The 19,108-nt window shown below is 57.6% G+C and carries 17 protein-coding genes, 1 pseudogene and 1 riboswitch; of the genes and pseudogenes, 6 read left to right on the plus strand and 12 right to left on the minus strand.

All coding sequences use genetic code 11. The features are described from left to right. Positions 1 to 21 precede the first annotated feature (21 nt). The 7 genes from AC2FIS_RS07090 to AC2FIS_RS07120 form a co-directional block, all read right to left on the minus strand. Positions 22 to 714 (minus strand): thiamine ABC transporter ATP-binding protein, encoded by a 693-nt coding sequence (locus AC2FIS_RS07090; RefSeq protein ID WP_496772571.1) that lies wholly within the window; start codon positions 712 to 714, stop codon positions 22 to 24. Beyond that, positions 701 to 2,248, minus strand: a complete 1,548-nt coding sequence (locus AC2FIS_RS07095) for a thiamine/thiamine pyrophosphate ABC transporter permease ThiP (RefSeq protein WP_496772573.1) — start codon at positions 2,246 to 2,248, stop codon at positions 701 to 703. Before AC2FIS_RS07095 ends, AC2FIS_RS07090 begins: the two co-directional genes overlap by 14 nt. Then, positions 2,224 to 3,204 carry a thiamine ABC transporter substrate binding subunit gene (thiB, locus tag AC2FIS_RS07100; RefSeq protein ID WP_496772574.1) on the minus strand — a complete coding sequence of 327 codons (981 nt, stop codon included), beginning with the start codon at positions 3,202 to 3,204 and terminating at the stop codon, positions 2,224 to 2,226. The genes AC2FIS_RS07095 and thiB overlap by 25 nt, the downstream gene beginning before the upstream one ends. 33 nt (positions 3,205 to 3,237) lie before the next feature. Then, a riboswitch (TPP riboswitch) is annotated at positions 3,238 to 3,343 on the minus strand. A 138-nt stretch (positions 3,344 to 3,481) separates the two neighbouring features. After that, a complete protein-coding gene (locus tag AC2FIS_RS07105) occupies positions 3,482 to 4,846 on the minus strand; it encodes an ArsB/NhaD family transporter (RefSeq protein ID WP_496772575.1) in 1,365 nt (454 codons plus the stop codon). A gap of 24 nt (positions 4,847 to 4,870) precedes the next feature. Then, complete coding sequence (locus AC2FIS_RS07110; protein ID WP_058272048.1) at positions 4,871 to 5,359, minus strand: CBS domain-containing protein; 489 nt, start codon at positions 5,357 to 5,359, stop codon at positions 4,871 to 4,873. Between the two features lie 318 nt (positions 5,360 to 5,677). Further along, positions 5,678 to 6,442, minus strand: coding sequence for an enoyl-CoA hydratase (locus AC2FIS_RS07115; RefSeq protein WP_496772577.1), 765 nt, complete (start codon positions 6,440 to 6,442; stop codon positions 5,678 to 5,680). Positions 6,443 to 6,675: 233 nt separating this feature from the next. Continuing rightward, positions 6,676 to 7,728 carry a zinc ABC transporter substrate-binding protein gene (locus AC2FIS_RS07120; protein ID WP_496772579.1) on the minus strand — a complete coding sequence of 351 codons (1,053 nt, stop codon included), beginning with the start codon at positions 7,726 to 7,728 and terminating at the stop codon, positions 6,676 to 6,678. Positions 7,729 to 7,784: 56 nt separating this feature from the next. On the opposite strand from AC2FIS_RS07120, the gene AC2FIS_RS07125 reads away from it, so the two are divergent. Genes AC2FIS_RS07125 through AC2FIS_RS07135 form a run of 3 tightly spaced genes read left to right on the plus strand, consistent with a single transcriptional unit; the run spans position 7,785 to position 9,849 of the window. After that, positions 7,785 to 8,297 (plus strand): Fur family transcriptional regulator, encoded by a 513-nt coding sequence (locus AC2FIS_RS07125; protein WP_108859557.1) that lies wholly within the window; start codon positions 7,785 to 7,787, stop codon positions 8,295 to 8,297. Positions 8,298 to 8,299: 2 nt separating this feature from the next. Then, complete coding sequence (locus tag AC2FIS_RS07130) at positions 8,300 to 9,052, plus strand: metal ABC transporter ATP-binding protein (protein WP_282169639.1); 753 nt, start codon at positions 8,300 to 8,302, stop codon at positions 9,050 to 9,052. Next, positions 9,052 to 9,849, plus strand: coding sequence for an iron chelate uptake ABC transporter family permease subunit (locus AC2FIS_RS07135; protein ID WP_496772580.1), 798 nt, complete (start codon positions 9,052 to 9,054; stop codon positions 9,847 to 9,849). Before AC2FIS_RS07130 ends, AC2FIS_RS07135 begins: the two co-directional genes overlap by 1 nt. A 65-nt stretch (positions 9,850 to 9,914) precedes the next feature. Here the strand turns inward: AC2FIS_RS07135 and AC2FIS_RS07140 are convergent, their stop codons facing one another. The 5 genes from AC2FIS_RS07140 to AC2FIS_RS07160 form a co-directional block, all read right to left on the minus strand. Next, positions 9,915 to 10,652, minus strand: coding sequence for a maleate cis-trans isomerase family protein (locus tag AC2FIS_RS07140; RefSeq protein ID WP_496772581.1), 738 nt, complete (start codon positions 10,650 to 10,652; stop codon positions 9,915 to 9,917). Next, positions 10,649 to 11,716 carry a pyridoxal phosphate-dependent aminotransferase gene (locus AC2FIS_RS07145; protein WP_496772582.1) on the minus strand — a complete coding sequence of 356 codons (1,068 nt, stop codon included), beginning with the start codon at positions 11,714 to 11,716 and terminating at the stop codon, positions 10,649 to 10,651. Before AC2FIS_RS07145 ends, AC2FIS_RS07140 begins: the two co-directional genes overlap by 4 nt. After that, a complete protein-coding gene (locus AC2FIS_RS07150) occupies positions 11,713 to 13,365 on the minus strand; it encodes a hydantoinase B/oxoprolinase family protein (RefSeq protein ID WP_496772583.1) in 1,653 nt (550 codons plus the stop codon). Before AC2FIS_RS07150 ends, AC2FIS_RS07145 begins: the two co-directional genes overlap by 4 nt. Beyond that, positions 13,365 to 15,461: a hydantoinase/oxoprolinase family protein gene (locus AC2FIS_RS07155; protein ID WP_496772584.1), complete on the minus strand. Its 2,097-nt coding sequence runs from the start codon at positions 15,459 to 15,461 to the stop codon at positions 13,365 to 13,367. Before AC2FIS_RS07155 ends, AC2FIS_RS07150 begins: the two co-directional genes overlap by 1 nt. Before the next feature lie 262 nt (positions 15,462 to 15,723). Further along, positions 15,724 to 16,695 (minus strand): TetR/AcrR family transcriptional regulator, encoded by a 972-nt coding sequence (locus tag AC2FIS_RS07160; RefSeq protein WP_496772585.1) that lies wholly within the window; start codon positions 16,693 to 16,695, stop codon positions 15,724 to 15,726. Positions 16,696 to 16,875: 180 nt separating this feature from the next. Here AC2FIS_RS07160 and AC2FIS_RS07165 point away from each other — a divergent pair, with 180 nt between their 5' ends. The 3 genes and pseudogenes from AC2FIS_RS07165 (at position 16,876) to AC2FIS_RS07175 (ending at position 19,093) form a co-directional block, all read left to right on the plus strand. Beyond that, entirely contained in the window at positions 16,876 to 18,009 is a 1,134-nt protein-coding gene (locus AC2FIS_RS07165) for an LLM class flavin-dependent oxidoreductase (protein ID WP_496724771.1), read from the plus strand. A 10-nt stretch (positions 18,010 to 18,019) separates the two neighbouring features. Further along, positions 18,020 to 18,640, plus strand: a pseudogene (ribB, locus tag AC2FIS_RS07170) (3,4-dihydroxy-2-butanone-4-phosphate synthase); the annotation flags it as partial. 75 nt (positions 18,641 to 18,715) lie between these two features. Further along, a complete protein-coding gene (locus tag AC2FIS_RS07175; protein WP_496724773.1) occupies positions 18,716 to 19,093 on the plus strand; it encodes a nuclear transport factor 2 family protein in 378 nt (125 codons plus the stop codon). Positions 19,094 to 19,108 lie beyond the last annotated feature (15 nt).

Genomic DNA, 19,108 nt, shown 5'->3' on the forward strand with positions numbered 1-19,108 from the left:
ACGTCTGAGGCGGGATCACCGTTAGCCAAGATAGGCACGCAGGCTTGGCGGCGGGTTGTCGAAGAGTTCCGCTGTCTGAACGGGGGCATGCACCGTTTCGTCTGCAACAAGTACGGTTTGGTCGGCAATACGGCGTGCATCCTGCGGATCGTGGCTGACCATCAATAGGGTCGTTTGGGTTTCGGCCACCAGATCGGCCACCAAATCTAGCATTTCGGCTTTCAAGGCTGGCCCAAGGGCTGCAAACGGTTCGTCCAATAGCAACAGTTCGCGCCGCTGCACAAGTACGCGGGCCAGGGCAACCCGGCTTTGCTGTCCTCCGGACAGTTCCGAGGGTTTGCGCGCGCCCATACCATGCAAAGAAACCCGGCCCAGAGCGGACTGAACCTGTGCATCTTCGTCCCTTGACAGCCGACCATTTGGGCGCAGGCCCAGGGCGATGTTTTGTTCAGCCGTCAGATGCGGAAACAGGTTTCCGTCCTGAAACAGCATCGCCATAGGACGCTTACCGGGATGCAGGTTGGAAATCTGTTGCCCACCCCAAAAAATCTGGCCCTTTTTCAGGTCCCTAAATCCGGCGATGGTCTCCAGCAATGTGGACTTGCCCGCACCGGACGGGCCAATAATGGCAATGCTGTTGCCAACCCCGATCTGAATATCGGCGTTTAGGGTGAAATTCCCGTTTTCAATCACACAGTCGTCAAGCTTCAGCATGCCAGCGCCCTCCTCGGTCCAATAGCCAGAATGCGCCCATGGACAGCAGCAACAGCAGTAATGCCCCGCCGGCGGCCGCCTGCATCTGATAGGCGCCCATCAATCGGTAGATTTGCAAGGGCAGGGTGGCGATTTGCGGGTCGGCGAACAGTGCGATCACGCCCAGATCACCCATCGACAGGGCAGCCCCAAGGCCCGCGGCGAACCCGATCTGCGGTCGCATGCGTGGTAGCAATACGCGCGTGAAAAACGTCCATTTTGTCATATCCAACGAAAGCGCAAGACGCCCGTGCCTGGCGGTTATGTCGCGCGCCGCGGGGACCAGAATGCGTAAAGCAAAGGGCAGGGCCATCGCAGCATTCACCAAAGCAGTGACAGGCAGAGCCAATGTCGTCGGGTTTGCCAAAGGCCGGATCAGGATGAACAGGCCTGTACCGATCACCAGTGGCGATGCCGCCAAACCCAAAATGCCGCTGAGTTCCACAATCCCGTACCGGCCGCTCGCGACGGCGGTGGCCATAGGCAAAGCAAGCAAAAGCAGGACTGCGGTGCTTGCAGCGGCAACAAGGACCGAGATCAGCGCAGCCCGAAAAACGATTGCGGGCATGTCAAACAACCCGGCAGCTCCCGAAATTACGACCGATGCCAAAGGAAGTAGCAAAAAGACGGCCGCTGCGACGATCCAGAATACATCTATCATCGGCGCACCCCCGTCCCAGCGGCGCAAGGCGCGATCAAGGCCTGTTCCAAAACCGTCCCCGCGCGAAAACTTCAGCGCCACCAGGGCGGTCGCAGCTGTCAGGGCGAGTTGCAGGGCGGATAACAGGGCGGCGCGGCCCAGGTCAAAATCGTAGGTGAAGGCCTGATAGATTGCCAGTTCGATCGTTGTGGCCCTTGGCCCTCCGCCCAAGGTGAGGGCGACGGCGAAGCTGGTCAGGCAAATGGCGAAGATTACTGCAAGAACCCCGGGCAGGGTCCGTTTCAGCATGGGCATCTCGATCAGCCGAAACATGGCCATGCCTTTGCATCCCAGTTGTGCGGCCAGGCGAAACCGTTCTGCCGGAATTTCCTGCCAGGCTTGCAACACAAGGCGTGTGGCCAGAGGCAGGTTGAAAAACACATGCGCCAGTACGACCCCATGCAAGCCGTAGATGCGTATGGGCGGCAGGCCGAAAATGCCAAGGAAATCCGAGATCCACCCCGACCGGCCAAAAACTTGCAGCAGACCCAAAATGGCAACGATGACCGGCAGGATGAAGGGCGCGCCCAAAAGCGCAATTAAAGCCCGTCGGCCGGGGAACCTCCGACGTGCCAAAGCCCGCGCAACCGGCACGGCCAACACCACGCTGAACAATGCGGACAGCGTGGCTTGGGTCAGCGTGAACCGCAGCGCAGCCCAGTCGGCGGGACTGAACCCGCCGCTGGTTTCAGCACGCAGTGCAACCGCCGCAAGAGTGCCCAGGATCAGCGCGGCGACCAGAGCTGCCGCACCGATACCGGGCCATGGGCTTACTGGCTGAGCGCGTTCTGCCATTCTGCCAGGGCCTGATCCCGCACGGCGGCGGCTTCATCGGGAGAGAACAGCAGCGACTTTGCCGGCACTGTCAGGGTGTCAAACCCTTTCGGCAAACCTTCTGCCGGCGTTACAGCCGGATACATCCAGTTGGTTGTTGGAATGATCTGCTGGAACGCGTCCGAGACCATGAACTGCAAAAACTGATCCGCCAGTTCGGCCTGATCCGTCGCGGCCAGTTTTGCGGCGACTTCAACCTGCAGGTAATTGCCTTCGTCAAAAGCAGACGCAGCCTTGCTGCCGTCATCCTCGGCGATCAGGTGATAGGCCGGAGATGTCGTGTAGCTGAGAACCATGTCCGACTCGCCCTCAAGGAACAGGCCGTATGCCTCGGACCAACCTTTGGTGACCGTCACGATGTTGTCGGATAGACCTGCCCAGATTTCGGGTGCTTCGTCACCATACGCCGCTTTGACCCACATCAGCAGACCCAGACCGGGCGTGGACGAGCGAGGGTCCTGGATGATGATTTTGGTGTCGCTGTCCGCCAGCTCCCGGAAGTTCGCAGGCGCGGTCGCATCCGCTTTGTGAACGAAGGCGAAGTAGCCCCAGTCATACGGTGTGAACGTGTCATCGGTCCATTCGATCGGCAGTGCGAAGTCGGCAGAAACGGAATTGGGCGCAAACAGGCCGGTTTCCCGGGCCGCGGCAATCAGGTTGGTATCCAGACCAAGCACGACGTCGGCGTCAGAGTTTTCACCCTCAAGCCGTACACGCGACAAAAGCGCGGCACCATCTTCAACGCCCACAAGGTTCAGTTCGCAGTCGCAAACTGCTTCAAAAGCTTCTTTGACCTGCGGGCCGGGGCCCCAGTCGGATACAAAGCTGTCATAGGTGTAAACGGTAAGCTGAGGCTTGTCGGCGGCGATAGCCGAAGTTGCACTCAGAAGTCCCGCAGCAATTAGCAGATGTTTCATGTCATCCTCCATTGCGGCGAGAGGGCAAGGATGGATGAAACCGAAACCCTTCCCTCCGCCGGTTCTAGCCGGTTCAGGTTCTACGGGTTCGCTTGATAAGCATCTCAGCGCGGCAGGCCGTGCTCCCCGAGGTGAGGCCGTCACTAGGGGGGATTGGCTAGAAAGACAACCAAATTCGGTGCCTCAGCGCAGTGCGTGTCGTATGAGGGCAAGTAAACCTGTCCGGGGTCGGACGCCCTTTGAACCTGTAATACGTTTGGCTCAAAGGGTCATAGGGTCAGAAGTAACGCAGCCAAATATAGACGTTCGCGATCATTAAGGTCAGGATCATGATCGGGAATGCAATTTTGGCGAAGGCGATGAAGCCGATGGGCTGCTTGGCCTTTTCCGCAAAAGCGGCCACTGTAAGGTTGGCACTTGCCCCCAACAGTGTGCCGTTGCCGCCCAGACAGGCCCCAAGCGCCAGCGACCACCACAGGGGTTCAATCGCGTCTTCGCCGCCAAATGTGTCTGCGGTGGACTCGATCAGGGGGATCATCGTTGCCACAAAGGGGATGTTGTCCAGAATGGCCGACAGAATGCCAGAGGCCCAGAAGATGAAGAACGCGGTCCACATCATGTCGCCTTGGGTCAGCTCCAGCACTTTTTCACCGAAGAACGCCAAGAGGCCAACATGTTCAACACCGGCAACAATGACGAACAGCCCGCCGAAGAAAAAGATTGTGACCCATTCAACTTCACCAAAGATGTGGTGAACCGACTCGGATTGTTCTTCACCGCTTTGGCGGCCATAGGCCAGCAGCATCAACAGGCCAGCACCGGCCAACGCTGACGTACCGGGCTGAATGCCGTAGCTGTGCCCCAGCGTGAACCCCAGCAAAACCAGAGCCAATACGGCCAGAGACTTGATCATCAAGACAACATCAGTAACCGCTTCGGATTCGTTGAACCCCATAATCCGATCGCTGGCCGATTTCGGAATGCGGGCCAGTTCCTTGCGGTTCATAAGGTAAATAATGCCGGTCAGGACAACCAGACATATGGCCGAGATAGGCGCCAGGTTCACCACGAAATCGTTGAAGCTCAACCCTGCGGCCGAGCCAATGATGATGTTGGGCGGGTCACCGATCAGCGTCGCTGTTCCCCCCACGTTCGAGGCCAGGATCTCGGCGACAAAGAACGGGAACACACGCGTTTCCAGGGCTTCAGTGATCAGCAGCGTAATCGGGGCGATCAGCAAAACGGTCGTCACGTTGTCCAGCAGGGCCGAGAACACCGCTGTAATCAGCGTCAGCATGATCAGGATGCCGGTTGGATTGGCTTTCACCGCTTTTGCGGCCTTGATCGCCACGTATTGGAACAATCCGCATTTGCTGGTGATCCCCACGATGACCATCATGCCGATAAGCAGTGCCAGAGTGTTGGCGTCCACACCCGCCACGGCCTGTTCCTGATTGATGATGCCAAACAGGACCATCAGGGACGCGCCCAGCATCGTCAGAATGGCGCGGTTGACCTTTTCCGTGATCAGGACCGCATACACCAAAATCAGAATTCCGGTCGCGATCCAAAGTGGATCAATGCCCAATAGTTGTGGAACAGAGAGAGCGGCCTCTCCGTGTGACGTCGAATGCGTAGCCAAGGTTTTAGTCCGGTTTGTATAGGGTTAGCTGAGTGCGCGATCCAAAAGCGAGTTGGCGCTTACGGTGCCAACGAAACGGTTGGTTTCGGGCTCAACAAGGATCACGTGCCGTTTGAATTTGTAGATCAGGAAGATACCTTCCATCACCGGCGTATCAGGTGCAGCAACGGGGATGTTCGAGGGCCTCGACATGTTGTCGCGAACCTTTTCGGTCTTCAGCCGCTCCATCTGTTGTTCGAAATCATCCCGCGTCAGGTTCATGAAGCTGAGCGAGTCGATCGCGACGCGCGACGCATCATCATTCAGACCGATTGTCGCCGCCTTCGGCAGAATCAGTTTCAGCAGCGTCGGGGCGGTAAAGACGCCAACATAAGTCCCGTCTTCGGCCACGACAGGCAGAAACCGTGCCCGGCTGCCCCTGATGATGTTGAAAGCCGTGGCGATGCTTTCATCCGGCAGAATGGTCTTTTGTACCTCAGGCGGTACCATCACGTCATAGCAGGTTAGGCCCATGCTTTTCCTCTGACTTCACGCGGCTATCGGGTGAAACGCCATCCAACAGCCACAGGGCACGCCCTTTTTCGGCTTGTTAAAGCGTGCCAGGGCGAATCAAAATTTGTTGATGCGCACTGATTCCATTGCCGGGCGGAATTGACCAGCCCGGTAATGAAATTAAGTTGATATCCTTCCGTTGTTGGCGATGTAGGCCAATTACGGACGGTTGGTTTCAGCTTGGGTTTGCGTCAGCGGCGTTTTGTGCCTCAGCTTCCGTTTCCGAAATAACCGGTGCTGCCTTCGAAGCGTGGAAAGCCGTAATAGCTCAAGCGCGGTTCAGCTGTAATTCGGTGCGCGTTTTTGCAGTTTGGCCGCAACGCTTTCGGCGAAATCTGGGGATTGTAGCTGCGCGGCAAAAATCTTGATTTCCGCGGCCATGTGTCCGGCCACTTCGTCACGCTGATTGCGGATCAGGGCCTTTGACTGTTTGAGCGCTACAGGGGATGAGGCTGCAATGGCTTTTGCAATCTCCTGGACTTCGTTCATCAACTCACCGTCGGCAAAAACGCGCGCGACCAACCCGTGGTTCAGAGCATCGGATGCCGTCAGAACCCGCCCGGCCAGCAAGACGTCATTGGCGACAGCCATACCGAGGGACGCAGGCAGCAACATCGAAGAACCGGCCTCGGGCACCAGACCCAGTTGGACAAATGGAGCGCTGAATGTAGCGCTGTTCGCGGAATAGACCAAATCGCAGTGCAGCAGCATGGTCAGGCCAACACCAATTGCAGATCCGTTGACTGCGGCGATCAGGGGTTTCTGACAATCCCGGATCGCATTCAGGAACCGAATAATCGGATTTTCAGCGTCACCCGCCGGAAGACCGCCTGTCATAAAGTCCTGCAGGTCATTCCCGGCCGTGAACATATCGCCTTCACCAGTGATGACCAGCGCCCGGGCTTGATCGGTTTGACCGTATTCTTCGATGGCTTCAGCTATCGCGGTATACATGGCAAAAGTGATCGCGTTTTTCTTGTCTGTGCGAGAAATCGTGACTGTGGTGACGCGATCCTGAGTGCTGACGATGATATGTTCGCTCATGGCGTTATTCCTTGGATGCCCGGCGGAATTTGTGCCGCGTCGGCTGTGAGTTTCCTGCATGTGGGCAAGTTCGTATGCGGGCAAATAGCCTGCGTCAACAAATCAAGGCAGTTACCTCACGTCGCCGGGCGAGTGTGCGGAGTTGATCCCGCCGCTCCGGTTTTTCTGCACCCGGCGATCATTCAGGTCAGCCCGTTCTGGATTTCCATGCCAAAACGGGCTGCCCGGTCAGATCACAGACATTCCGCCAGTGTTTTTGCGACGTTCCGGATCATTTGCGGGTATAGCTTAGCCCCGAGTTCAAGATCAGAACCTAGCGGATCTATCACACCGGTATTCGCTTCGGTTCCGTCCAAGACAGTGGCGACGATACCGGGGTTGAATTGCGGTTCCGACAGAACACAATTGATGCCTTCTTCGCGAATGCGCCCCTGAATCTCAGAAATCCGCGCCGGGCTTGGATCCGACGCGTCACTGAGCGAAATTGCACCCGACGCGGGGATGTCGAAGGCGTTTTCGAAATACTGATAGGCATCGTGGAAGACGATGAAGTTGCTTCCGCGGACAGGTTCCAGAGTTGCACTCACTTCAGCAGAGAGGGTTGCCATCTCTTCGCGCGCAGCCGCCGCGTTTGCGAAATATGCACCGGCATTGTCCGGGTCCGCCGTGGAAAGCTGCGCGGCAATAACGTTCAGCCAGGTGTCGGCGTTTTTGGGCGAAAGCCAGGCATGCGGATCATGATTGCCATGCGCATGGTCATGGTGGTCGTCGTGTTCTGCATGATCATCGTGATCGTGGTCTTCGCCCTCGTCATGCTCTTCGTGGTCATGATCGTCATGGTCTTTGTCGTCGGCATGATCCTCGTGCCCATGATCGTCATGGCCCTCCTCTTCAGCGTGATCTTCATCGCCATGATCATGCGCTTCAAACAGCGCGTCCTCGCGGAAATCCAGTAGGACGGTGCCATCCGCTTCGAGCAGGGGGGTGACTGTCGCTCCGTTGGCCAAGTTCTCGACGGCGCCTTCCATCCATGGGGTCAGGTCCTCGCCCATCCAGAATACCAAATTCGCATTCTGCAGGGCAGCCGCCTCGGAAGGGCGGAGGTTGTATTCATGCGGGGACGCGCCGGCTTGTACGATCAGGTTCGGTGCGCCAACACCTTCCATCACGCGCGCCACCAATGAGTGCACCGGTGCAATATCAACTGCAACATTTGGGACATCGGCCATCGCTGTGCCCCCCATCAACGCAGCCGTGATCGAAACAGGAAGAAGCTTTCTGGACATCAAACCCTCTATGTGATTTTATAACGTTGCGAGTGGCATATATGATATGGAATAACATGACAAGTGAGATGAGACCTGCACCTGCTGAAGACTCCGCCCTTGTCGGATTCCAAAAGCACGACCACGCGCACTGCGTCGAAAGTAGCCTGACCGTTGCCGAGACCCGGTGCAAAGAAGAAGGTCTGCGGCTGACGCCTGTGCGGCGCAAGGTTTTGGAGATGCTGCTGCAGGAACATCGGGCCTTGGGTGCCTATACAATTCTTGATCGATTGCGCGACGAAGGCTTCGGATCGCAGCCACCAGTGGCTTACCGCGCCCTCGATTTTCTTGTCGAGAACGGGTTTGTCCACAAAATCGAACGGTTGAACGCATTTGTCGCCTGCGCACATCCAGGGGCAACGCATTCCCCGGCCTTCATGATTTGCAGGAAATGTGATGCTGTGGCCGAAACACATTCAACACCCGCGAAGGGAGAGCTGGGCGCAGCCGCGCGGGCAGTGGGTTTCGAGATCGAGCGGACCGTTGTAGAAGCCGAAGGCGTTTGCCCCGACTGCACCGAAAAGGCGTAGAAATGAACCTGATTACCGTAGAAGACCTCAGCGTTAGCTATGGGGCCAATACCGTGTTACGGCACATCAACATGGGGGTCGAACCTGGTGAAATTGTGACCATCGTCGGCCCTAACGGTTCGGGTAAGACAAGCCTGCTGCGCGCCATAATCGGTGCAATCAAACCGTCTGCCGGGCAGGTAAAGCGAAAGCTGGGGCTGAGAATTGGCTACGTCCCGCAAAAGCTGCATATCGACCCAACTCTGCCGATCACCGTCGAACGGTTCATGCGGCTGACCCATCGCGCGTCAAAGAAGGATTGCGCGACTGCGCTGGAAACAGCCGGTGTACCCGATCTGCTCAAGCGCCAGATGTCACAGCTTTCGGGCGGACAATTCCAGCGCGTGCTGCTTGCGCGGGCTTTGATCAACCGGCCCGAAATCCTGTTGCTGGATGAGGCCACGCAAGGGTTGGACCAGCCCGGGTCGGCTGCGTTCTATCGCCAGATCGAAGACGTGCGTCAGGAAACAGGGTGCGCTATCATCATGATAAGCCACGAGCTCCACGTGGTGATGAGCGCCTCGGACCGGGTGATCTGCCTGAACGGCCATGTTTGTTGCGAAGGCTCACCTGCGGTTGTGGCCTCGGCCCCCGAATACCGCGCGCTGTTCGGAACCGGAACAGGTGGTGCGCTTGCCCTTTATCGCCATGATCATGATCACAACCACGATCATCATCATGACCATGGAACAGATTCTCAGGAAGCCGCAGAATAATGCTTGATGATTTCATGACCCGAGCCACGCTGGCCGGTGTAGGCGTGGCCTTTGCTGCGGCGCCGTTGGGGTGTTTTGTGGTGTGGCGCCGTATGGCCTATTTCGGCGATGCCACAGCGCACGCAGCCATTCTTGGCGTGGCCTTGTCGCTGACGTTTCAGATGTCGGTTTTTACAGGTGCGCTGGCCGTCGCCTTGTTGATGGCGCTGACCGTGACGCTGTTGGCAGGTCGTGGGTACGCAATGGATACGTTGCTGGGTGTCATGGCACATTCCGCCCTGGCATTTGGTCTTGTGGCGGTTTCATTCCTCTCCGGTGTCCGGATTGATTTGATGGCCTATCTGTTTGGCGACATTCTGGCCGTATCCCGTTCGGATCTGGCCGTCATCTGGGGTGGTGCTGCACTGGTTGTAATTTTGATTGCCTGGCGTTGGTCCCAGCTGTTGACGGCGACGTTGAACGAGGAACTGGCCTATGCCAGCGGGTTCGACCCCAAGCGTGAACAACTGATATTGACGCTTGCACTGGCAATCACGGTGGCAGTCGCCATCAAAGTTGTGGGTGTTCTGTTGATAGCGGCGATGCTCATCATACCAGCCGCTGCGGCGCGCAATCTGGCGCGGTCACCGGAAACGATGGCCCTGATTGCTGCAGCGATTGGGGCGACGTCTGCTGTGGCAGGGTTGCGGGCAGCTTATGTCTTCGACACGCCGGCCGGGCCCTCGATTGTCTGTGTCGCCGCCATTTTGTTTGCCTGTCTCAGCCTGCTTGGTTGGCAGCGTCATACCAACTCCTGACAGTCGCCTAAATACTGCAGCTTATGTAAGAGGGGCGTAGAAGTGCCACTTGCCTCTGTTGTTGATCAAAGAGTGTCGAACAGACGCCCAGGTAACGTTTCGTGACGCGGTAGGTTCAGCGCTTTCAGCAGTCCAAAGACCATCGCTTGATTGGAGGTAATGACGGGTTTGTTCAGCGCGGCCTCAATCCGTTCAATCGCCTCGACCGAGCGCATGTCTGTGCAGCTTAGGGCAATTGCCTGCGCATCTGGGTGATCGGCCGTGCACGCCAGATCGAACACCTCGCCCGGGGTCAGTTCACCTTGCCCATAATTGCCAAGCTCGCGGCCGACATCGGCACATTTGACGGTTTCAATGCCGTTGAGGGCCATGAAATCCATCGCCTGGGCATTGATCTCGCCCAAATAGGGCGATGAAAAGCCGACCTTCGTTGCGCCGACTGCTTTGATCCCAGCGATCAACGCCCCTGCAGCGGTCAGCGAAATCGCGCCCGAACCCGCCTTGATCTGTTGGGCCAGCTCTGCATCAAAGGACGGTCCGTGGGTAAGCGTCGCCGAAGTGCACCCATACAGCACCATATCGGGACGTACGCCCGAGATCATCCGCAGGTCGTTGCTGATATCCGATGCGCCCAACCCCGCCATCTGATCCGAGCCGGGGATTTCATCCACGTCATACCCGCCCATGCGTTGAAAATGGACTGTGGTGTTGGGCGGTCTCAACAACTCCATATCCGGTTCGAGGTTGGTGTTGGTGAAGGGTACCAGAACACCGATTTTGGCTGCGGTTCGTGTTTCGGTCACTTCAGTGCTCCCTTCAGGGCGGTCAGGCACCGATCCATGACCGGTGCCTCGCAGATAGTAGCGCGCAGGCAGTCAGGTAAGCCGTATCCCCCCATTCCGCGCATCAGAAGGTTGTCAGATCGAAGCGCCGCATCAGCCCGTTGTGCATCCTGCGTTGATTCAAAGCGCAGTAGCACAAAGTTTGTGTGGCTTTGAGGAACGATCAGGCCCAACGCACGACATTCCACGGCAAATCGTTCACGGATTTCAGTAGTTCGGGTAACCACATTTTGCATATGCGCCTGATCGCGGATCGCTGCAACTGCCGCCGCCTGTGAAGCGATAGAAATATTGTTTGGATTAAGCAATTTGCGCAGTTCAGCCGCAATCTCGGGCGGGAAGTACCCCCATCCTGCGCGCGCTCCCGCCAAGCCATAGGCCTTGGAAAAGGTGCGCATGATCACGGTGTCCCCTCGATGGGTCAGCGCGAAGATGTCGGCCGGATCATGTATGTGATCGGAAAATTCTGCATAAGCCTGATCGACGACCAGTAGAACATCGGCGGGCAGTTCCCCGCGAAGACGAATGATTTCAGAATTCGAAATCAGGGTGCCGGTCGGGTTGCCAGGGTTGCAGACAAAGACGATCCGCGTTTCAGGTGTCACCACGGCGATGATATCGTCGACAGATACGGTCAGATCCACTTCACGCGCCTTGACGTAATCGGCCTGAACCTGAGCGACGGCTGAGGCGACAAACGCATATCCGTAATCCGTGCCGAGGACCCGATCACCGCGCCCGGCATAGGCGCGGATCAAACAGCCGATCAGCTCCATCGAGCCCGCTCCGCACAGCACCCGTGCCGGATCGAGCCCATGCACATCTGCGATTGCTGTGCGCAGTCCCGACCATTCCGGATCAGGATACAATTGCAGATCGGCCATTGCGCCCCGCCCCGCCTTGATGGCTTCGGAACTTGCGGGAAAGGCGCTTTCGTTTTGGGCCAACGAGATGGTGTTTTCACCGCCAAGGTCGGCCAGCGCATAGGCCGCCATTGCACTTATGTGGGGAACCGGGCGGATCATGATTTGCTCCCATAGGATTCTGCGCCTTCTGCGCTGATCAGACCGCGCGTGAGGTCTAGGGAGATTGCCTGCGGGTCTCGCTCGGCCGGGTCACCAAAACCACCGCCCCCAGGGGTTTCAAAGATCAGGTAATCGTCCGCTTCAACGCGCAGCTCACCCTTGCCCGGGATATCATTTTCGCCACCTAAGAAACGAATGCGCCCGGGCGCGCCGGGTTTTCCACCCATGCGTCCCAGGGCGGGGAATTTGAGACGCTCAACCGACAGGAAAACGAGAAAGGGTGCACCATTGGCCGAGGTCATCTCGATCCGTTGGCCGAGACCGCCGCGATACTTGCCTGCACCTCCTGAATCCTGGCGTAGTTCGCGTTTCCAGATTGTAACCGGGGCCACGCTTTCCGTGATTTCGACCTGTGATCCAAACACGCCCGAAGGGTAAGCTGTGGCAGACAAGCCATCCGCGTGTGGCCGTGCGCCGGTGCCGCCATTGTGCACAGGCTCGACCGCAAATTCCCGACCTCCATCACGCGCCACTTCGGGTGCGTGCCGCATCGGCAGATCGAACATGCAGGATGCGCCCTCGGCGGGGACCTGATCCGGCAGTGCTTGATGCAGGCATCCAAGCACCAGATCCGGTGTTACCTGTCCTAGCGTGTGTCGCATTGCTACCGGGGCGGGGCGTTGTGCATTGAGGATGCAGCCTTTTGGCCCGTCCACTGTAAACGGCTCTAGCGATCCGGCGTTGTTGGGGATGTCAGACCCGACGATGCAGCGCAGGGCGAAGACGGTATAGGCGGTCGCATAGTTCAGCGGCACATTGATACCCTTGCCCGAACAGCCCGACGTTCCCGTGAAATCCACATGCATGCCCGTTTTGCTGACCGTTAGGGTGGCGTGCAGTTCCAGTTCTTTTTCATAACCGTCCATCCTCAGAACGTTTCTATAGGTGCCTGCGGGCACTTCAGCGATGGCTTCAAGCGTGCCTCGGCGCGAGGTGTCAATGATGTAGCCGCCCAGTTGATCCAGATCGTCGATTCCGAATTCATCCATCATATCGAGCAGACGGTTCACGCCCGCTTCGCAGCAAGCGATCAGTGCATATATGTCGCCCTCATTCGCAATGGGCTCGCGGCTGTTGGCGCGGACAATGTCCAGCAGTAAGGCGTTCGGGACACCTTGCTCGACCAGTGTGCAGGGTGGGATCAGCAGACCTTCATCATAGATATCCGACCCTTCCGGGCCCATGCCAAGGCCGCCCAGATCCACAAGATGCGATGTGCATGAAGTAAAGCCGACGACTTTGCCGTTTTTGAAGGCAGGCATCATCAGCAGAAAGTCGTTGAGGTGTCCCGAAGCCAGCCAAGGATCATTGGTCATGTAGATATCGCCGGGCTTCATGTTCTGAACCGGGAAATGGCCACGGAGGTGCATCACGGCTTCGGCCATCGTGTTGATGTGCCCCGGCGTTCCGGTGACCGCCTGCGCCAGCATCCGCCCCCCGGCGTCAAAAATCCCGGCAGAGATGTCGCCGCATTCGCGCACAATGGGTGAGAATGCGGCGCGGATCAGGGTTTGGCCTTGTTCTTCAACCACCGCAAGCAGGCGGTTCCACATGACTTGCAGGCGGGCTGGGGACTGATCGGCAGTCATCATACACCTCCTTTCTGATCTTGGATAAGGATGAGGTTTCCAATGGCGTCCACATGCGCCGAAAAATCAGCAGAGACCAAGGTCGTCGTCTGCGGTTCCGTGATCAGCGCCGGGCCGCAAACCCGGTCGCCCGGGTTCAGGCTGTCGCGTGACACAAAACCAGCCTGCTTTATCTGACCATCTACATCGCAGGAGATGGGGCGGGTCTGGGCTGGTGTGATCGTTGTCAGAGACGGTGTTTCCGGCAAATCTGGAACGTCTCTATCTGGGGTTGCGACGCGGACAGCCCAGTTCAGGATCTCGATTTGCATTCCCGGCACGGGACGCGAGAATTGTTTACCGTATTCCGCCTCGAACGCATCAGTCAGCGGCTCTATGTCTTCGAAAGTTAAATTGCGATCGGGCAGGGTAATCTCGATCTCGTGGCCCTGACCGTTGTAGCGCATGAAGGCCGTGCGTTGCGTTTCGGTGGGTGCATCACCTGCGCCTTGGGCAACCACACGGCTTGCCCCGTTGATCATGTCGGAAAACAGAGCGTTGACCCGCTCCAGATCCAGGGATTCAAGTAGAGAATAACTTGATCTGACGATCTCAAAACTGACCGGAGCAAACAGAAAGCCGACCGCGGATCCGACGCCCGGATTGGGCGGGATCACGATGCGACGGACCCCGGCGGATCGGGCCACACGACTTGCGTGCAGGGGGCCGTTGCCGCCGAAAGCGATCATTGTGCGCGAACCAAGGTCCTTGCCCGATTCCACCGCATGCATCCGACCCGCACTGGCCATGCTTTCATCGACGATGCGACTGACGCCGTCGGCCGCCCCTGTGGCGTTAGTGTCCAAACGCGTGCCTATGACCCGGCTCAGCGCGGCTTCGGACGCTGCGGGGTCGATCTTGATAAACACTTCGGCAAATGTGTCCGGCACGATATAGCCCAGGGTGATGTCGCTGTCAGTCACGGTTGGCTCGGTGCCGCCCCGCCCAAAGGCCGCCGGACCGGGTTCTGATCCGGCCGATTTTGGGCCCACAGTCAACCGCCCCAGACGGTCAACCCCGGCGATTGAGCCGCCGCCTGCGCCGATCTCGATCATTTCGACCACAGGGATACGTACAGGCATGCCCGATCCCTTGATGAACCGCGCGGCCCGCGCGATTTCGAATTGGCGCGAGGTTTGAGGCTTTGCATTGTCAATCAGGCAGAGCTTCGCAGTCGTCCCGCCCATGTCGAAAGATAGAACCTCGTCAATCCCAGCCCGCGCTGCGATCCGTGCGGCCAAAATTGCTCCGCCCGCCGGGCCGCTTTCGACCAGCCGGATCGGAAAGCGTGAGGCGGTTTGAACGGTGCACATGCCGCCACCTGCCGTCATCATCAGGATTGGGCAGGTCACGCCTTCTGTCTGAAATCGTGAGGCAAAGCGCGCCAAATAGCTTTCCATCAGGGGCTGGATGTAGGCATTGGCGACCGTGGTACAAAGCCGGTCGAACTCGCGCGCCTCGGGGCTGACATCAGAGGAAATTGAAATAGTCAGGCCTGGGCGCCGTTTGGCCAGTATGTCGCGCAGCCTGCGTTCGTGCGACGGGTTGGCATAGGCATGCATCAAACAGATAGCGACCGCTTCCGCACCGGTGGCATCCAGTTCGGCCAACAGCGCGTCAATCGAACTGGCGTCCAGCGGGATCAGCACATTCCCATCGGCAGCCATTCTTTCGCGAATGGTCAGCGCCCGTTCGCGTGGTACCAGAAGGTCCGGCTTTTCCAGGTTGATGTCATATTGCGCGTATCGCCGCTCATACGCGATTTCCAGAATGTCGCGAAACCCTTCGGTCGTCACAGTTGCCACAACAGCGCCTTGACGTTCGATCAATGCATTGGTCGCCAGCGTCGTTCCGTGGATGAAACCTGTCACTTCATTCAACGACCGGCTCGATTCCGACATGACACGTTTTGCGCCTTCCATCGCGCCATCTGCAGGATTTTGGTGCGTCGTGAGCGTCTTGGTCGAAGCCAATATGGTCTCATCGTCTGAGACGAGTACCGTATCGGTAAAGGTGCCGCCGATATCAATGGCCAGGCGTAAGGTCTGAGATGTCATGAGGGTGTCCGAATTGTCCGTTGTCTGGGCAGATGGCAATGGGCGCAGAGCGCCAGCCATCATCCACTCACGACGAGGTCACAACCGGTTGCGCGGCGATCCAGAGGGTTTGGACTAGAGAGCGTTGTCATATACGCAGTTTGACACGCCCAAGACGTGTCGCAAGTTGGTTTGCGACCAAATCGCCCGGAAGCGACAGAGATGTGCGACTTGATTGCCTAAGCGTTTGTGCATCAACAATCCTGAGCGGTTGATGGTTCGCTCAGGATTTCTTGGAGAGAGCAGCCCTGACCAAAACGCCATCCATGATAAGCGCCTTCAGGCTGGTCCGGATCTCGCTTTCCGGGAACTTCCCGATGCTCCAATGCCGGAGAGACCAGACATTACAAAGGAAATACAGATAATTGGCCATCAGCTCTGTGTTCATGGGGCGGAACACTTTCTGCTCGACCCCTTTGTCGAGAATGCCTTTCCAGCGGCCCATGAATTCACGCTCCATATCAAATACACGCGCGCGGTTCTCGGCAGACATGGACCGTGTTTCCGAATAGACCAGATTGATGTAGCGGCGGTTTTCACCAATGTAGTCGATGTACCGGTCAACCGCTTTTTCAAGGTTTTGATCGGCGGGGCCGGTGAACAGCTCTCCGGTATCGAAAAAGTCGATGATGTCCTGCATGCACATCGTGGTGATCAGGTGCAGTATATCATCCTTGTCCTTGATGTATTTGTACATCAGCGGAACCGACAGCCCGGATGTTTTGGCAATCTCGCGCATCGAAGCATTGCCGAACCCATGCTTGGCAATCACCTTGCACGCGCCTTCAAAGATCTGTCGCCGCCGTTCCTCGGCGGTGTCGGACAGGGCGCGGGGCGGCTTTTCTGCCTGAGTGGATTTTGGCGTTTCCGCCAGTTGCGCTTCGACTGAGAACGTGCAGGTCACTTCCATCAGCGTGGCGGCTTCACCGGGATTGTGCCCGGCCTGAACGATCGAGACACGGTATGAGGTCAGCAGCGAATCTTCAGGCGACATGCGCATGGCCTGGGCCTCGATTTGCCCCTGTCCCGGGGTTGCCAGATTCGTGGCCGAGGTGTTGACCAGCGTTGGATGCAATGTGTCGCCGAGGCGTTTGAGTTCCTCGCGCGCAGCATCAATCGCCAGCGCAACGCACACGCCATCTAGCTGCGATTTATTAATAAATTCATCAACTTGCGCAGCGGAATACAAAAACACGTGGCTTGCCTCCATAGGACCCTACCTGAGGGCAACATGTTGAAATCCCTATGTGTTGTCCAGTTGGAAATCGTCGCAGTGTCGTTGCGACGTAGGGAAAAACAATTCGGGGCTTGACGAAATTGCCGACCGTGTGGGAATGTTAGTGAACGTTCAATCACGCTCCCGGGGGACGCCTGCATGAAGTTCAAGATTCTCGCCATTCCATTCGCACGCCAGCATGGCGAGGACACTCAGCTTGCTGGACGTGACCCTGCGCGGTTCAACAAGATGATGCACACGATGCGTGATCAGATGGTCCTTGCTGAGGAGCTTGGCTATGACGGCTTCTGCCTGACTGAGCACCACATGCAGGTCGAAGGCGTTGAATGCACCACGAACCCGCTGTTCTGGAACATGTACATCGCCCAGCACACCAAGAACTTCAAAGTCGGTCAGTTGGGGATGAACCTGACCGCTATGAACCCGATCAAGACGGCCGAAGACATCGCCATGCTGGACCACATGACCGGCGGCCGCGTCTTCGCAGGCTTCTCGCGCGGGAACACGCCGCGCTGGACTGCGACCATGGGGCAGCACCTGGACATCACCTCGGCTGAATCCGACAAGTCCGAGGCCGACCAGCGCAACCGCCGCGCGCTGTATGAAAACTGGCGTCTGATCAAATCGCTGTGGACCGACGATCTGACCGAACATCAGGGCGAATTCTGGAACTTCCCGTCGAATGTCGAGTGGGAGTTCAATCCGACTAAACTCTGGGGCGGTGACAGCCCTGTTGATAGCAACAAGATCCTGCGCAAATCGGGCATCGTGCCTCGTCCGCTGCAAAAGCCGCACCCAAAAGTATATGCGCCGTTCTCGTATTCGATGGAAACTGCCAAGTTCTGGGCTTCGGAAGGGGCCAAAATGGTGTCCTTCGTGACCGCCGACAAAGAAGAATTCATGCCGGTGATCCTTGAGAACTGCCTAAAGGCCGCGCATGAAAACGGGCTGCCTCAAACCACCAACAACGACGTTCTGGCTCTGGGTGCGCATCTGATGATGGGCAAGACTCCGGCCAAGACCAAACAGTACCGTGAAATGTTCGACAACCTGTGGTTCTCGGCCTACGACGCGCCGCCCTATCACGTTCCGCTGGGCCGCGTCTGGGACGGTTCGCGCCAACAGGTTCTGGACCAGGTTGGTGAACTGGCCGAGCGGTATCAGATCGACGAATTCTTTGTCTGGCACCACGTGAACTACTTTGGCGACGAGATTGAGCAGGAAGCTCTGATCGAATTTGCCGAAGGCGTCATCAAGCCTCTGAACGGATAAGGGGAAGACCGTGTTCGACCTGCATGAAGTTTACCAGCTGTCGCCCATCGAAGAAATCATTACGGATTGCGAACAAGGCCGTATGGTAATTCTTGTCGACGATGAAAACCGCGAGAACGAGGGCGATCTGGTGATCCCCGCCGCCTGCGCGGATGCGGCCGCGGTGAATTTCATGGCACGCTTTGGTCGGGGTTTGATCTGCATGGCCATTCTGCCCGAGCGGGCCGAGCAGTTCAGCCTTGGCCCCATGACAGCGTTGAACACGGATCCTCATCATACGGCGTTCACCATTTCGGTGGACGCGAAAGAAGGCACGACCACCGGCATTTCCGCCAGCGACCGGGCGCGGACCATCGCACTTTTGGCTTCCGACAACGGCTCTTCGGCAGATCTGGTTTCGCCCGGGCATCTGTTTCCATTGGTAGCAAAACCGCACGGTGTGCTGGAACGCGAAGGCCACACCGAAGCCGCAGTTGATTTGGCCCGCCTGTCCGGGCAGGGGGATTCCGGTGTGATCTGCGAAATCATGAATGATGACGGTGAAATGGCGCGCCTGCCGGATCTGTTGGAATTTGGGGCCCGGCACGGCCTTAAGGTCGGCACGATCGAAGACCTCAAACGGTATCGCCAGGACCAGCTTGCCGACAAGGCCGCCTGACATCCAACCCCACCTGCGTTTCAAGACACTCATGACCGAGGATATCCTATGACCGCATTTGCCGAGATCGAAACCCTGATGCAGGCGTATATCGAAAACCTGCATGATGGAGACATCAGCAAGACCGACCAGATGTTTCTGCCGGAATGTGATCTTTGCTGCGCCAACGAGGATGGCAGCTATATCCACATGACGCTTGAGAAGTACAAAGAGGTCATCGGCGGCCGCGAAAGCCCTAAATCCAAAGGCTATCCGGTCTATGGTCACACCATATCGATCGACCAGTCGGGGCCAAACACGGCCTTTGTCAAGATCGACTGCGCCGTGCAGCCGCGATACTTCATCGACTACCTGTCGCTGGTCCGCACCGGCGAGGGCTGGAAGATTGCGGCCAAGGTCTATTACGTCCAGCGCACCGAAGACTGATCCCCTTTTTCTGAT

Source organism: Ruegeria sp. CDSB113 (assembly GCF_059611045.1).

Excerpts from the sequence above, each read along its gene's own strand:
- AC2FIS_RS07090 (WP_496772571.1), bottom strand. The coding sequence starts at position 714 with ATGCTGAAGCTTGACGACTGTGTGATTGAAAACGGGAATTTCACCCTA.
- AC2FIS_RS07095 (WP_496772573.1), bottom strand. The coding sequence starts at position 2,248 with ATGGCAGAACGCGCTCAGCCAGTAAGCCCATGGCCCGGTATCGGTGCG.
- thiB (WP_496772574.1), bottom strand. The coding sequence starts at position 3,204 with ATGAAACATCTGCTAATTGCTGCGGGACTTCTGAGTGCAACTTCGGCT.
- AC2FIS_RS07110 (WP_058272048.1), bottom strand. The coding sequence starts at position 5,359 with ATGGGCCTAACCTGCTATGACGTGATGGTACCGCCTGAGGTACAAAAG.
- AC2FIS_RS07115 (WP_496772577.1), bottom strand. The coding sequence starts at position 6,442 with ATGAGCGAACATATCATCGTCAGCACTCAGGATCGCGTCACCACAGTC.
- AC2FIS_RS07120 (WP_496772579.1), bottom strand. The coding sequence starts at position 7,728 with ATGTCCAGAAAGCTTCTTCCTGTTTCGATCACGGCTGCGTTGATGGGG.
- AC2FIS_RS07125 (WP_108859557.1), top strand. The coding sequence starts at position 7,785 with ATGACAAGTGAGATGAGACCTGCACCTGCTGAAGACTCCGCCCTTGTC.
- AC2FIS_RS07130 (WP_282169639.1), top strand. The coding sequence starts at position 8,300 with ATGAACCTGATTACCGTAGAAGACCTCAGCGTTAGCTATGGGGCCAAT.
- AC2FIS_RS07135 (WP_496772580.1), top strand. The coding sequence starts at position 9,052 with ATGCTTGATGATTTCATGACCCGAGCCACGCTGGCCGGTGTAGGCGTG.
- AC2FIS_RS07145 (WP_496772582.1), bottom strand. The coding sequence starts at position 11,716 with ATGATCCGCCCGGTTCCCCACATAAGTGCAATGGCGGCCTATGCGCTG.
- AC2FIS_RS07150 (WP_496772583.1), bottom strand. The coding sequence starts at position 13,365 with ATGACTGCCGATCAGTCCCCAGCCCGCCTGCAAGTCATGTGGAACCGC.
- AC2FIS_RS07155 (WP_496772584.1), bottom strand. The coding sequence starts at position 15,461 with ATGACATCTCAGACCTTACGCCTGGCCATTGATATCGGCGGCACCTTT.
- AC2FIS_RS07165 (WP_496724771.1), top strand. The coding sequence starts at position 16,876 with ATGAAGTTCAAGATTCTCGCCATTCCATTCGCACGCCAGCATGGCGAG.
- AC2FIS_RS07175 (WP_496724773.1), top strand. The coding sequence starts at position 18,716 with ATGACCGCATTTGCCGAGATCGAAACCCTGATGCAGGCGTATATCGAA.